At 59.7% G+C, this 14,323-nt stretch carries 12 protein-coding genes; 2 read left to right on the forward strand and 10 right to left on the reverse strand.

The genetic code is table 11. The features are described 5' to 3' along the window. Positions 1–17 precede the first annotated feature (17 nt). A complete protein-coding gene (gene lspA, locus CORAM0001_RS04360; RefSeq protein ID WP_005510314.1) occupies positions 18–587 on the reverse strand; it encodes a signal peptidase II in 570 nt (189 codons plus the stop codon). Between the two features lie 90 nt (positions 588–677). On the opposite strand from lspA, the gene CORAM0001_RS04365 reads away from it, so the two are divergent. Then, the gene (locus tag CORAM0001_RS04365) at positions 678–1,706 is read left to right on the forward strand and encodes a hypothetical protein (protein ID WP_244261990.1); all 1,029 of its coding nucleotides are present in this window, start codon (positions 678–680) and stop codon (positions 1,704–1,706) included. Between the two features lie 177 nt (positions 1,707–1,883). On the opposite strand, the gene CORAM0001_RS04370 is transcribed toward CORAM0001_RS04365, so the two are convergent. Beyond that, positions 1,884–2,630 carry a WKL family lipoprotein gene (locus tag CORAM0001_RS04370; protein WP_244261991.1) on the reverse strand — a complete coding sequence of 249 codons (747 nt, stop codon included), beginning with the start codon at positions 2,628–2,630 and terminating at the stop codon, positions 1,884–1,886. A gap of 124 nt (positions 2,631–2,754) precedes the next feature. Between CORAM0001_RS04370 and CORAM0001_RS04375 the strand changes: the two genes are divergently transcribed. After that, positions 2,755–3,741 carry an asparaginase gene (locus CORAM0001_RS04375; RefSeq protein WP_005510298.1) on the forward strand — a complete coding sequence of 329 codons (987 nt, stop codon included), beginning with the start codon at positions 2,755–2,757 and terminating at the stop codon, positions 3,739–3,741. A 1-nt stretch (position 3,742) separates the two neighbouring features. Here the strand turns inward: CORAM0001_RS04375 and CORAM0001_RS04380 are convergent, their stop codons facing one another. From CORAM0001_RS04380 to ftsZ, 8 genes are all read right to left on the reverse strand, one after another. Next, positions 3,743–4,405 carry a sugar O-acetyltransferase gene (locus CORAM0001_RS04380; RefSeq protein ID WP_005510278.1) on the reverse strand — a complete coding sequence of 221 codons (663 nt, stop codon included), beginning with the start codon at positions 4,403–4,405 and terminating at the stop codon, positions 3,743–3,745. A 66-nt stretch (positions 4,406–4,471) separates the two neighbouring features. Next, positions 4,472–5,938, reverse strand: coding sequence for a DNA polymerase IV (locus tag CORAM0001_RS04385; protein ID WP_005510332.1), 1,467 nt, complete (start codon positions 5,936–5,938; stop codon positions 4,472–4,474). Positions 5,939–5,953: 15 nt separating this feature from the next. Then, positions 5,954–9,214 carry an isoleucine--tRNA ligase gene (ileS, locus tag CORAM0001_RS04390; protein ID WP_040361169.1) on the reverse strand — a complete coding sequence of 1,087 codons (3,261 nt, stop codon included), beginning with the start codon at positions 9,212–9,214 and terminating at the stop codon, positions 5,954–5,956. Between the two features lie 420 nt (positions 9,215–9,634). Continuing rightward, positions 9,635–10,648 carry a DivIVA domain-containing protein gene (locus CORAM0001_RS04395; RefSeq protein ID WP_005510342.1) on the reverse strand — a complete coding sequence of 338 codons (1,014 nt, stop codon included), beginning with the start codon at positions 10,646–10,648 and terminating at the stop codon, positions 9,635–9,637. Positions 10,649–11,047: 399 nt separating this feature from the next. After that, positions 11,048–11,347 (reverse strand): YggT family protein, encoded by a 300-nt coding sequence (locus CORAM0001_RS04400; protein ID WP_005510341.1) that lies wholly within the window; start codon positions 11,345–11,347, stop codon positions 11,048–11,050. 63 nt (positions 11,348–11,410) lie between these two features. Continuing rightward, positions 11,411–11,932: a cell division protein SepF gene (gene sepF, locus CORAM0001_RS04405; RefSeq protein WP_005510351.1), complete on the reverse strand. Its 522-nt coding sequence runs from the start codon at positions 11,930–11,932 to the stop codon at positions 11,411–11,413. A 122-nt stretch (positions 11,933–12,054) separates the two neighbouring features. Further along, positions 12,055–12,777, reverse strand: a complete 723-nt coding sequence (gene pgeF, locus CORAM0001_RS04410; RefSeq protein ID WP_005510334.1) for a peptidoglycan editing factor PgeF — start codon at positions 12,775–12,777, stop codon at positions 12,055–12,057. A gap of 6 nt (positions 12,778–12,783) precedes the next feature. Next, positions 12,784–14,094 (reverse strand): cell division protein FtsZ, encoded by a 1,311-nt coding sequence (ftsZ, locus tag CORAM0001_RS04415; protein WP_005510355.1) that lies wholly within the window; start codon positions 14,092–14,094, stop codon positions 12,784–12,786. Positions 14,095–14,323: the final 229 nt, after the last annotated feature.

Raw genomic sequence — 14,323 nt, forward strand, 5'->3', positions numbered from 1 at the left:
ATTTACTGCATTGTCGTTCACTGCTGTCCTCCCTCCGCCGACTGCTTCTGATCCTTCTGGGCAGATTTCTTCTCTGCTGCAATCTGATCAGCGAAGAGATCCGGCTCCTTGGAAAAAACCATCCAGATAACGAGGATAATAACGCCCACAGTAATCGCGGAGTCCGCGATATTAAACACGGCAAAACCCTTCACCGACAGGAAATCGACAACGTGGCCGACGTAGAAACCGGGTTCCCGAAACAGCCTATCGATGAGGTTGCCCAGCGCACCACCAGCAATAAGCCCCGCCGCAGTCGCGGATATGGGACTGCGCAGCCAATGGGAAAAGCACATCACAGCCAGGATGTATACCAGCTGCAACGTGGTAAAAACCCAGGTGGCGTTCGTGCCAAAGGAAAAGGCTGCACCGGGGTTAAAAACGAGCCGCAACTCGAAGAGATCGCCAATCACCTGCACCGCAGGACGGCCATCGAGAGTCTTCAAAGCGATAATCTTGGTCAGCTGATCGATAATCGCAACTGACACAATGACCGCAGCGAGAATCCCCCGCCGCGGGAAATATGTCCTCGTTTCCTTCTTAGTCACTGTCCCATAATGGCCTAACAAACCCATATTCAGCCAACTGACACCGCCCGGGTGGTTCCTATTCACCACGAAACCGGTACGCTAACCGGTGTGACTCGACGTTTCCAATCTCAGTTTGTTCCGGCCTTCTCCGCTTTACGACGTGCAGGAGACACCTCCTCCCCGTGGTTCCGTCGACCTAGCCGTAGGGACCAGCCTGGTCACACCAAGCGTGGCCTGCTGGCGAGGGTCGGCACCGCTGTTGTTGCCGCTACCACTGTGGTGTCACTGGCCGCGTGCACGTCGGAAAGCTCGGTGGAAACGCAGCCCGTGGACGTTGCACAACCCAAGGTCGAATTGACCAGTGCTGGTAGCGGCGAGCTGGCGAGCGTGCGCTGGAAGGACGACGGCGCGGAGCAAGAGTCGACCGTGGCGGTGACGCAGGGCTTCGCGCAGCGTGGCGGAAACGCCGATAACGACCAGACTTTCCCGGACACCCGCCTGGAAATTCCCATGACCAGCACTGTTACCAGCGATAACGATACTCGTGTGGTGACGTCAGAGGTGGGTAAACCCCACGGCTCCAACGATGAGCTGAATGAGGATATCGCGACCGCACAGGGCTTTATCTCTGATTCGTCAACAACGGCCACAGGTGAGGTCAAGGAACTCAAGCTGGGAGCGCCGGAGAAAGCGACCGACACTGCTCGCGCTGGTGTGGAGATGGCGCTGCAGCAGCTGCATTCCGTACCTATCGTCTTCCCTTCCGAGGACATCGGAAAGGATGCGACCTGGACGGTCGAAAGCGAGGTCGAAGGCCAGACCAAGATGACGCAGAAGGTGACCTATACCCTGCTCAGCCGTGCGGGCGACGTTGTTAATTTGAAGGTCGATGTCAAGCAGGTGCCGACCGTCACGGAGTTGGACACTGGCGGCGAGGGTGCACTGAAGGTTGTCGAGGCCACGACCGACATGCTTGCCGACCGCGTCACCATCGACCTGACCAAGCCCCTTCCGATGAAGGGCAACATCGACTTTGTGACCTCCGTGACCTACGGCGACGGCAACTCTGATGTGCGCATCACTCAGCAGACGCACCGCGGGCTCGAATTTAAGGACGGCAGCGGGTCGAAGAAGTAGCCCAGAGCCCAGAAGAAATAGCTCTGGCCAGCGCAAGGTTAGAAGACCAGAAAGTGTCTTGGTTTAGGACACTTTTCTGCCCAAAAATGGGTGGAACTGCCATAAGCCTAGACACTTTCTTTTGTGTGGCCAGTCGCCCCCGACCAGACTAGGCTGTGATGCCTGGCCCGACGGCACCTAAGCCGGTGGAGGCGGTGGAGGCGCGTCCTCCGCCGGTGCCGGAGCCGGTGCCGGAGCCGGTGGTGGCGGGACCTCCTCAGCCGGCGGTTCAGGTGCAGGAGGCGGAACTTCCTCAGCGGGCGGTTCAGGCGCCGGAGCCGGTGCTGGCTCCTCGACCGGTGCTGGGGCCTCCTCGACCGGAGCCTCCTCAACTGGGGCTTCTTCCTCCGGCTCAGGTGGCGGCGGAGGGGTTTCGCCCGGCGCGAGGCAGAACCCAGGTTTGTGCTCCGGATCAAGCGTCGATGCCAGGTTGCAGGCCCATTCCTTGCTCAGCATCCAACGGCCATCCCTGTAGATGAAGTCCACCTGATCCACGAGCATCGGATCTTCCTCCGGGCGGAGGATATTGACGCCGGCTACGGCCTGCTTCGTCGTGAAGCCGGGCGTGACCGGATCAATGACATCAAAGCTGATTTCCTGCTCATTGACACTATGGGTAACAATGTCGAAGAAATCGCCGGCAGTATCGCCGTCCTCGATGGTCAGCGCCTTTTCCTCGATAGGTAAATCCGGGTTGATAAGGCGTGCGAGGACGTCGTTAAGCTCTGCGCGCGTCGGCAGCATGATGACGGGTTCCGCCGAGCTGGATGTCTTCGATTCAGTCGTCGGCGCTGCAGTATTGCCACCACCGCAGGCAGCGAGCCCAAGTGCGCTGACCGAGACCATCGCCGCTACTGTCACACCACGCGTTGTGCGCCAACGCATTCCGCTAACGCGCTGGTTGCAGGGGACTTTCATATGTGCACTACTCCAATAAAATCTGCATGAAGATTCGCTGGCTTCACGCCTTCCATAATCCTACACAAGGCCAAATCATCGCCTGGGTATGATGGTGGACATGTCGACTCAGGATCATTCCCCGGCTAGCTCGACCTCGTCTAGCACAGCCTCCCCTCGCCGAATCGTTGTCATCACCACCGGCGGCACCATCGCCTGCACCACGGATCGCAGCGGTGCGCTAACCCCGACCATCTCGGGCACGGAGCTCGTCGCAGCGGTCTCGCAGCGTTATCCAGAGGGCATGTTAGAGCTGGAGGTTCGTGAACTCGGCATGTTGGACTCGTCGAATCTCGCGTTCACCGATGTTGACCGTATTCTCGCTGCTATTCACGAAGTGCTTGACGACGACTCCGTGGACGGTGTCGTCGTAACTCATGGCACGGACACGATGGAGGAAACGGCCATGGCTGCCGATATTTTCCATGCTGACTCGCGTCCGGTTGTCTTTACTGGTGCACAGCTTCCCTACGATCATCCGGAAACCGATGGGCCGGGGAACCTCTTTGAGGCCGTGACCATTGCTTCCGATGCCTCTGCGCAGGGAATTGGCGTTCTTATTGTCTTTGGCCACGCAGTCTTGCCGGTACGAGGTGCGACGAAGTGGCACACAACCGATCCTTTGGCTTTTGCCACTAACGCCCCGGAGGAGCCGGTTCGTCCAGATCCGCTGCCGCTGGCGGCTTTGGCGGGCTCGAAGGTAGAGATTATCCCCGCCTACTTGGGTGCAGATGGATCACTTCTGGATTCGGCAGTCGCCGCCGGTGCACGCGGCATTGTCGTAGAAGGCCTGGGGTCGGGCAATGTCTCCGATGAGTTTGCCGCTGCCATTGACCGGGCCATTTCCGCTGATGTGACCGTCGTGATGGCAACGCGCGTCCCGCGCGGTGATGTCCACGCGGCCTACGGCGGTGCCGGTGGCGGTGCGACGCTGGCTCGGCACGGTGTGATTAGCGCTGGTTGCGTGCATGCACCGCAGGCGCGCATCATTCTCGCCGCCGCGCTGGCTGCGAATGTGCATCCGCAGACGTTGTTCTAATTCACGCCTCGATGAGGCGGATAATTTTCGCCGGGTTTCCAGCCACGACTACGCCCGCGGGAACGTCCTTAGTCACCACGGCACCCGCGGCGACTACAGAATTATCGCCGACGTGAACACCGCCCAGGATGATGGCTCCGCCACCGATCCAGGCATTGCGTCCGATGATGATTTCATCTCCAGACTCTAGATAAGCGGCGCGGGCCTCAGCTCCCAGTGGGTGCACCGGTGGAAGTAGCTGAACGTTGGGGCCGAGCTGCGCATGGTCGCAAATGGTCACCTTCACCACGTCAAGAGCGGTGAGGCCGAAGTTAATGAATACGTTGTCTCCGATGTGAACGTTGTCACCGTAGTCCAGGTAGACCGGCGGGCGCACTGTGCTGTTCTTGCCGAAAGACCCCAATGCGGGTGCCAGCACCCGCTGTGCCGCCTGTTGATCTTTGCGAAAGGCTACTTCAAATTCAGCGGCCACCTGGCCAATTCGCGCGTTCAGAGCCTGTGATTCCGGATGGTCCGCGATATACCACTGACCGTTCAACATGCGCTGGCGGTTATCCAGACCGTCGTCGGGAAGTGTGGTCGACGGATTCGGATCTCGATCGGTGTTGCGCAATGAGGCTCGGCGAGCTGCCTCGAGCTCTGCAATGCGGGATTCGGTAGTCATAGTGCCCCAGTTTACGGACAGCGCATAAACAGAGAGCCGCGAACGGCACTGAGGCAGTCAGCCACATCAAGCATCCGCGTCGGGGCCGAGATCGTCTTCGCTTTCCCGCTCAGGTTGCGGCAAGTCGAGAGCTGCTGCTTCGTCGGATGCCAGCCACTCCGGCCAGTCCAAACTGCACACCGCAGAGCACGGGCGCAGCTCCGGGTCGTCCTCCTTCAGCGTGATCATGCGCCCGGGGCCGCTGGTGCGGCTTTCAAAGCGGACGGTCACAATCCCGTGACCCGACCCCTGTACCCAACCATGGCCATGCTCGCTGTGGTGCACATCAGAGGTAGGTGCCCACTTGGAGTCGGAAAGCCGAACGGTCGGCAACGCGCCGGTTCCAGATAGCTCGACCAGGCCGGCGGGAGCGTCGGAAAGCGCAGGTGCTGGTACTCGATCTTCGACGGTGACGGTGCGGTCGAGCTCCGGGAACAAGACTTCTTGTAGATGAGAATCCAGCCCGGAGAAACCGACGCCGACTAGTCGCACCGGACCGACCTCAGCCGGTGTAAAAGCGATGCGGTGCGCAACGGCCATGAGGGTATCGAAATCCTGTGTGGCGTACGCCAGCGTCTCGGAGCGAGTGTGAATGCTCAGATCGGACAGACGTACCTTGCAGGTGATGGTGCGCGCACCACGGCCATCTTTTTTGAGCCGTCGAAAAGCTGACTCACCTGCGCGATCGACAGCGGCGTGGAGCTGTGCGTGCGAATCCAGATCTTCGGGATAGGTGTACTCCGCCGACACGGACTTAGCGACATCGCGCTCCTTGACCGGCCGGTCATCTCTCCCCTGCGCCAGCTGCCACAGCATCACACCGGTCTTGGACGTCAGCGAAACCTCAACATCGCGTCGCGACATGGAGGCGAAATCGCCAATCGTCTCCACACCCATCGTGTGTAGCTTCGCGGCCGTGACGGGGCCAATGCCCCAGAGCTTCTCCACCGGCAGCGGGTGCAGCAGCTCGTGATTGCGTGCGGGATCCAGCACGTACACGCCGTCGGGTTTCGCCAGGCCGGACGCAATTTTCGCGTACTGCTTGCCCGCACCCGCGCCTATCGACGAGGCCAAACCGGTCTCCCGCCGTATATCTGTCCGCAGTTGCTCCGCCCAGGTTATAACCTGCTCCATAGAGGCACCCTGCAGCTCTTCGGGTTCCATGAAGGCCTCGTCGACGCTAAGCTGCTCGACTACGGGCACGCGCTCGCGAACCACAGAGAACACGCGGCGCGACACCGGCCCATAGATACCCTTGCGCGCGCTGACCGTCACAGCGGTCGGCGGCATGAGCCGACGCGCTCGGGCCATCGGCATGGCCGAATGCGCGCCGTATGCGCGGGCCTCATAGGAAGCACCGGCGACGACACCTCGACCGCCCAGTCCGCCGACGAGAACTGGTCGCCCGCGCAGAGTCGGGCGAGTGAGCTGCTCGACGGACGCGAAGAACGCGTCCATGTCGATGTGCAGGACCCACCGCCCGGAAGTCGGCATTGAGATTGCTCTCCCCTACTGCTTGGCAATATCCGCCGAGCAGCCGTCCGCCACGTCGTAGCTCAGGGATTCTCCACCAACGACAACCTCAAAAGCGGTTGCGAGGACCTCGCGGGCGATGAGGTCAGCATGGCGGTTAGCCCACTCCTCACGCTCGGCCGGAACCTGCAGCTTCACCGCGATACGATCGGTAACCTCGAGACCAGCGTTCTTGCGGGCATCCTGCAGACCGCGGATGCGGTCAGCGGCCCAGCCACGGGACTCCAGGTCCTCGTCGAGCTCAGTGTCGAGCACGACCAGACCATTGACACCGTCGACCTCAGCGGTGGAATCCGGCGAGATCGCGACCAGGTTGCGGGTGTACTCGCCCTCCTGCAACGGAATGCCATCGGCGACAACCGCGCCGTCGACAACCTCGTAGTTGCCAGACTTCACAGCCTTGATTACCCTCTGGACGTCCTTACCCAGGCGCGGACCGGCCACGCGAGCGTTGACGGAGACCTCGAAACGCCCCACCGAGTCCACGTCGGAAGTGAAATCCACCTCGTCGACGTTGACCTCAGAGGAGACAATGTCGGCGTACTCACGCAGACGCTCGGCATCCGGGAATGCCAGGGTCAGCTTCTTCAGCGGCAAGCGGTTACGCAGCTGGTTTGCCTTGCGGATGCGCGATGTTGCCGAGCAGACATTGCGGACAATGTCCATGGACTCGACGAGCTCGTCATCGGTCGGCAGCTTGTCGACGTCCGGCCAATCCTCCAGGTGCACCGAGCGGCCGCCAGTGAGCGAGCGCCAGATGACCTCGGTGGCCATCGGCAGCAGCGGAGCAGCCACGCGGGTGAGAACCTCCAGCACCGTGTACAGGGTGTTGAACGCCTCTGGGTGCTTGACATCGCCGGCCCAGAAGCGGTCGCGGGAGCGGCGCACGTACCAGTTGGTCAGTGCGTCACAGAACTGACGGACCTCATCGGTGGCAGCAGCAATGTCAGTGTTGTCCAGGCACTCAGTGACAGCACGGACAGTTGCTGCAAGCTTGGCCAGGATGTACTTGTCCAGGATGTTGTCGGAGTCCACCGACCACTCGGCCGGCTTGGAGGCGTAGAGCTGCAGGAACGAGTATGCGTTCCACATCGGCAGCAGCGCCTGGCGCACGCCCTCGCGAATACCCTGCTCGGTGACGATCAGGTTGCCGCCGCGCAGGATTGGGCTGGACATGAGGAACCAGCGCATGGCGTCGGAGCCGTCGCGGTCGAAGACCTCGTTGACGTCCGGGTAGTTGCGCTTGGACTTACTCATCTTGTTGCCGTCATCGCCCAGCACGATGCCGTGGGCGACGACCTTCTTGAACGCCGGGCGGTCGAACAGTGCAACCGACAGGACGTGAAGCAGGTAGAACCAGCCGCGGGACTGACCGATGTACTCCACAATGAAGTCGGCCGGTGCGTGGGACTCGAACCACTCCTTGTTCTCGAACGGGTAGTGGAACTGCGCAAACGGCATCGAACCGGAGTCGAACCAGACATCCAGGACATCCGGGACGCGGCGCATCATGGACTTACCGGTCGGGTCATCCGGGTTCGGGCGCACCAGCTCGTCAATCTCCGGGCGGTGCAGGGTGGTCGGGCGAACGCCGAAGTCCGCCTCCAGTTCGTCGAGGGAACCGTAGACGTCGACACGCGGGTACTCGTCGTTGTCGGAAACCCACACTGGAATAGGCGAACCCCAGTAGCGGGTACGGGAGATGTTCCAGTCGCGTGCGCCCTCGAGCCACTTGCCGAACTGACCGTCGCGGACGTGCTCCGGCATCCACTCAATCTCGTTGTGGTTGAGCTCCACCATGCGCTCGCGGATCTTGGTAACGGACACAAACCAGCTCGGCAGTGCCATGTAGATCAGCGGCTCGCCCGAACGCCAGGAATGCGGGTAGGAGTGCTCGATGGTGCGGTGCTGGACGACGCGGCCAGCGGCCTTCAGGTCACGGATGATGTCCTTGTTGGCGTCGAAGACCAACTTGCCCTGGTACTCCGGCACCTGCGACGTGAACTTACCGTCCATGTCCACCGGAATGATGACATCAATACCGTATTCATTACAGGTGTTCATATCGTCTTCACCGAATGCCGGTGCCTGGTGGACCACACCAGTACCGTCCTCGGTGGTGACATAGTCGGCCACCAGAATCTGGAAAGCGTTCGGGTGATCTGCGAAGTAGTCGAAGATCGGCTGGTAAGTCAGCCCCTCCAGTTCAGCACCGGCGAAGGTAGCGACGACCTCGTGCTCTTTGCCCAACTCCTTGGCGTAGGCACCAATCAGAGCCTCTGCCAGCAGGAAGCTCTGGCCCGCAAACTCCGGCACCGACGAGTCCTCGCCGACCTTGACCACTGCGTAGGTGACCTTCGGGTTCACGGCCAGGCCGAGGTTGGACGGAAGCGTCCATGGCGTGGTGGTCCAGGCAATAGCCGAGGTGTCAGCGAGCACCGGGTTGTCCGCCAGGGTCTTCTCCGCGGCGGAGCCGGACTTGGCGCCGGTGAACGGGAAGGTGACGGTCAGGGTCGGGTCCTGGCGCATCTTGTAGGAGTCATCCAGGCGGGTCTCCTGGTTAGACAACGGGGTGTGCTCTGCCCAAGAGTACGGCAGCACACGGAAACCCTGGTAGACCAGGCCCTTCTTGTAGAGCTCCTTGAAGGCCCAGATCACGGACTCCATGTAACTCATGTCCATGGTCTTGTAGCCGCCGTCGAAATCAACCCAGCGCGCTTGACGAGTGACATACTCCTTCCACTCGCCCGCGTACCGCAGCACCGACTCTGCGCAGTACTTGTTGAAGTTAGCCAGACCCATTTCCTCGATCTGGCCCTTGTCCTTAATACCGAGCTGCTTCTCTGCCTCCAGCTCAGCCGGCAGACCATGGCAGTCCCAGCCAAAGACGCGACCAACCTGGTAGCCACGCATGGTCTTGTAACGCGGAACGATGTCCTTGACGTAACCGGTCAGCAGGTGACCGTAGTGCGGTAGACCGTTGGCGAACGGCGGGCCATCATAAAAGACGTATTCGTCAGCACCATCACGCTGATCAATAGATGCCTGGAAAGTGTTGTCCTTACCCCAGTAGTCCAGGACCTTCTCCTCCAGCTCCGGGAACTTCGGGCTCGAGGTGTACTTACCAAAGTCAGCAGTGCGCGGATACGCGCCACCTGCCGGAGTGGCCTCAGCAGAGGCATTTACATCGTTCGAATTAGACACCGTTTTTACGTCACTTCCGTGGTCGAACATCATTAATACTCACCACGGGGACGCGTGCCTAGCCCCTTCAGCGTTGTTACTGGTGACGCTGAAAAGGAGTCTCGCGCGGTACCACCCCGCTTGGCATCACGCTTTACGACGGTTCTTGCGACCAAGAACCATGCGGTTTCACGCGATAGCCCGCTTATTTAATAAGGCTTTATAACGGTGCCAAACCGTTCGGTTCTACTGGGTCCATCTATTGCTGGACTGTTCTTCCGAAACGCTCCCCGGTGATGGCCGGCTCATTGCGCGTATTGCAGTCAGTATAGCAGTCTCGCAGGCAACTACTACAACCTTAACCGGAACAAAGAATGCGATTGGTTCGCAGGGAAAGATAACAAAAACCACCGCGCTCTGCCTCCCCTCCCTGGGGAGCCGAGCGTGGTGTTTTTCTACGTGCTGGCTACGTAATTAGTTGTTGTAGCCGTCGGCCGGGGCAGCCGACTCGCGAGAGTTCAGGTCGTCCAGCTGGGACTCCAGGAAGGTCTTCAGGCGGGTGCGGTACTCGCGCTCGAAGATGTGCAGCTCCTCGATGCGGCCCTCCAGAGCGGTCTGCTGCTCCTTGACGGTGGTCATAATCTCGTGGTGCTTGCGCTCTGCATCCTCCTGCAGCGCGGTTGCCTTCTGCTGCGCTGCGGTGATGGTGGCGTTGGAGCGAGCGTCTGCGTCGCTGATCATCTGCTCGCTGCGCTGGCGAGCGTCAGTGAGGGTCGACTCAGACTCATTGCGGGCATCAGCCAGCAGCTGCTCACTGCGCTCCTTGGCATCAGCCAAAGTTGCGTTTGCCTCATTGCGAGCGTTGGTGACAGTGCGCTCGGCCTCTTCATTTGCCTCTGCCACGGTGCGGTCAGCGTTCTCACGAGCCTCGGTGACAAGCTTGTTGGCCTCAGCGTCAGCGTCAGTGGTGACGCGATCAGCGGTGTCCTGAGCAGCCTGCAGGATACGAGCAGCGCGGAGGCTAACTTCCTGCGACTCAGTGCCGGTGCTAGCTGCAACTGCCTGCGGCTGCTCCGCAGATGCGGAGGAAGCCTGCTGCGCAGAAGCCTCTGCCTCAGAAGCACGCTTCTCAAGAGCATCCAGACGATCCTGGTAGTGAGCCTCAATCTCCTGCTGCTGAGCGCTCAGGCGCTCGTTGTACTCAGCGCGCAGCTCCTGCTCAATTTCCTTGCGCAGCTTGTCCTCATCGACAGCCGGCGCCGCAGCGGCAGCACCGGAAGCGGCGTAGTCTGCGCCGCCACCCTGCTCAAGCTGCCCTTCAAGGTCCTCAACGCGCTGGCGCAGCTCAGCGTTTTCATCCTGGAGCTCACCCAGTGCGTCCTCCACGAGGTCGAGGAACTGATCGACCTCATCCTCGTTGTAACCACGCTTGCCAATCGGAGGCTTGCTGAAAGCCACATTATGCACATCAGCCGGAGTCAACGGCATGGTGAGTTCCCCTAACACTTTGAGCGGACAGTTCTTAAGAAATCTTAAGAGAATTATTTCCAGTAGTACTGTTTACCCGGCCAATCCTACCTGCTCTAGTCACAGTCCTCACCCCATTTACTTTGGGCAGGACTCTATCCCCCACGTTCTACCCAGTGGCAAAGTTCTAGTAAAACGTTAAACCTCGCCCTTACCCTGCACCTTTAGCCACAGCACTTTACCCCCGGCACAACAAAAACCCGTTGGGGATTGCATTCCCCAACGGGTTCCTATTATTGCCCCCGGTTAACACCCCCGGCAGCAATTCAATGCCCGAGAACATCACATTCGGGACAACCAAAACAACACAGCTCCACCGAAATCCACATTGTGGACCCCAAGCAAACAGTTAGCGATAATTTACGCCACCGCGCCTAGAGCTACCTGCAGCACCATTCGCAGAATCATAAGGATGAAGAACAAGACAAGCACAGACATGTCCACCATCACGTTGCCCATCGGCATAGGCGGGATGAGTCGACGCAACAGCTTCACCGGCGGGTCGGTGATGACAAAAATAACTTCGCCAATCGACGAAAACACCCTACCTGGTCGCCAGGAGCGAGAAAATGACTGAATCATTTCAATCACAATGCGAGCCAACAGCAGATAAGTGAAAAGCTTCAGCAGGATTAGCAGAACTAGCAGTAGTGAAGACACGAATAAACAGTCTAGCTAATTAATCGAGATACGAAACACTAACAAGCCATGCGCGCCGGCTAACTAGCCGGACATCCGGTCGAACTGACTCTCGTTGACATCGCAGCCGTGCGGGTACAGGGTAAACACGGAGCCGTCAGCCTTAATCCGGCCGCGCAGACCGAAAACCAGTCCAGCAACGAAGTCGACGTAGCGCTTAGCCTCAGATGGGTCGAGCTCACTCAGATCGAAGGTGACGATGTCACCGTCGCGGAAGTGCGAACCGATGTCCGGAGCCTTGGAGTACTTGTCCTGGAAACCACTTTCCGGCTTGATGAAGACCTGCTCTGGTTCCTTGGTCTCAGCAACGGAGTGCAGTTTGCCATAGCGGTAGTCCTCCTCGCGGGAGTTCACACTTGCAGCCTCACGTGGAGCCTCTTCGCGCAGCTCGTAGCGGTGGCGCTCCGCACGACGCGAGTCGGCATAGGAGTCATCAAAACGCTCCTCGTCACGGCGGTCAAACTCGTCGTAGTGCTCATCATAAGCCGCGTCATCAGTCGGGGTAAGACCGAAGAAATTTGAAACCCCACGGAAGAAATCAGCCATCTTCTGCTACGTCCTTCTTAGTGTGCGAATTTAAGTCTGTGCTACCCACAACCTACCGGCTGGGTCAGCAATATCGCATAGACACGCGCAAATTTGGCGAGCCAAAATTACAACTTTGAAACTTAGTCCTGCTCAGGCAGGATCACGATGCCCGCCTGACGGCCAGTTTTTCCCTCTCGCCGGTAGGAAAAGTACTGCTCATTGTCAATAGTGCAGCTGGGCTCGACGTTGACATGCCGCACACCGAGGTCATAGAGCTGACGCATCAGGCCGGCACGCACGTCGACACCGGCAGTCCCCTGTTTCGTTCGCGTCTTCGCTCCGGGCAAATGCTTATCGACGTCATCGGCCATCGGCTCAGGCACCTCGTAATTGTGACCAGAAGCCGCCGCACCGAGAAGTGCATGGATATTCTCGGGCATGGCACCGAGCTCAATCATCTTCTCAACAGATTTACGAACGATTCCGTTGCGGGCACCGGTCCGCCCCGCGTGTACCGCAGCGGCGACACCCGCATGATCGTCGGAAAGCAAGACGGGAACGCAATCGGCAACGAGCACTACCAGCGCGAGACCCGGCGTGGTCGTGACGATGGCGTCGGTAGCCGGGACAGGCTCGGTTTGTGGCTCGTTAACGACAGTGACTGTGTTGGTGTGAAGCTGCTCCATATAGACGAAGCGGGCGCGGTCGATTCCCAGGGAATCGGCCAAGCGCTGGCGGTTGCGTTCGACTGCGGACGGGTCATCGCCGACATGATCTCCAAGATTGAAGGAATCATATGGTGGCAGCGAAAACCCGCCGCGCCGATTCGTCAGAATTTTTCGGCTGCGGCGGGATTCAGTCATGATTTCTTAGAAGCCCCACTCCGGCAGGTCGCTGGAAGCCTGGTAGCCGCCACGACGATCATCGCGGTCATCGTCACGGTGAGCACCCCGGTAGTTGCGGTTTTCCTGCGTACGCGGTGTCGGGTTGTCGGTGAACAGACCACCGCTGTTCGGGCTTGTGCGCGGGACAAAGCGGTCACGGTCCTCGCGCTCGCGCGGCTGTGCGACCGGGCGTTCTTCCTCTACACGCGGAGCCGGAGCGCCGAGGTTGTCACCGCCCGGCAGTGCGCTGCCCTGTCGCGGCGCCTGTTCAGCGACCGGACGCGCCTCGGTATCCTGCGCAGCCGGACGTGCAGCGGCACCTGCGGCTGGCTTGTCCAGCGGGTTGCCGTTACCCTGCTCAAAACCGGTAGCAATCACAGTGACGCGAACTTCGTCACCGAGGTTGTCGTCGATGATGGTACCGAAGATGATGTTGGCATCCGGGTCAGCCTTTTCCTCCACGATGGACGCGGCGGCGTTGACCTCCATCAGGCCGAGGTCGGAGCCACCGGCGACGGAAATAAGCACACCCTGTGCACCATCCATGGTGGACTCCAGCAGCGGGGAGTTAATGGCCTGAGTAGCGGCGTTCATCACACGGTCGTCGCCGCGTGCGGAGCCAACACCCATCAGAGCCGAGCCAGCCTCAGCCATCACCGAGCGGACGTCGGCAAAGTCGACGTTAATCATGCCCGGAATGGTAATCAGGTCAGTAATACCCTGGACACCGTTGTATAGAATCTCGTCGGCAAAGCGGAACGCGTCCATCATGGACAGATCCTGCTCACCAATCTGCAGCAGACGCTGGTTCGGAATGGTGATAAGCGTGTCACAGACCTCCTTGAGGGTTTCAATGCCCTCTGCGGCCTGGCGCGCACGGCGCTTGCCCTCAAAGTCGAACGGCTTGGTTACCACGCCGACGGTCAGGGCACCGGACTTCTTGGCGATGCTCGCGACAACCGGAGCTGCACCGGTACCGGTTCCACCACCCTCACCTGCGGTGACGAAGACCATATCGGCGCCCTTGAGGGTCTCTTCAATCTCATCCTTGTGGTCTTCCGCGGAAGTGCGGCCAACCTCGGGGTTAGCGCCAGCTCCCAGACCACGAGTTGCCTCACGCCCGATGTCAAGCTTGACATCAGCGTCGGAGAACATCAGGGCCTGCGAGTCGGTGTTGACTGCGATAAATTCGACACCCTTCAGCCCCTCCTCGATCATGCGGTTGACAGCATTGACGCCACCGCCGCCGACACCGACGACTTTGATAACGGCGAGGTAGTTATTCGGGGAGGTCATTGCGCGTTTCTCGCCCTTTCCTATAGGTCCTAAATAATTTCATCTAGCCACGTTGCACATGGGCCGCACGACAGCATTAGCACCGCCGGGCAGTACAGCTCTCCATGACACCGCACGGAAGAAGTGCATCATGGCCGAAAAGCTGTTGACCCCATTGTGGTCGAAAACTGCAAATAATTCAGCGACCTTTTAGCGCGTGTCGCTACCTTAAACCTGCACTTGAGGGATA

This window comes from Corynebacterium amycolatum SK46, from assembly GCF_000173655.1.
Taxonomy (GTDB): Bacteria; Actinomycetota; Actinomycetes; order Mycobacteriales; family Mycobacteriaceae; genus Corynebacterium; species Corynebacterium amycolatum_A.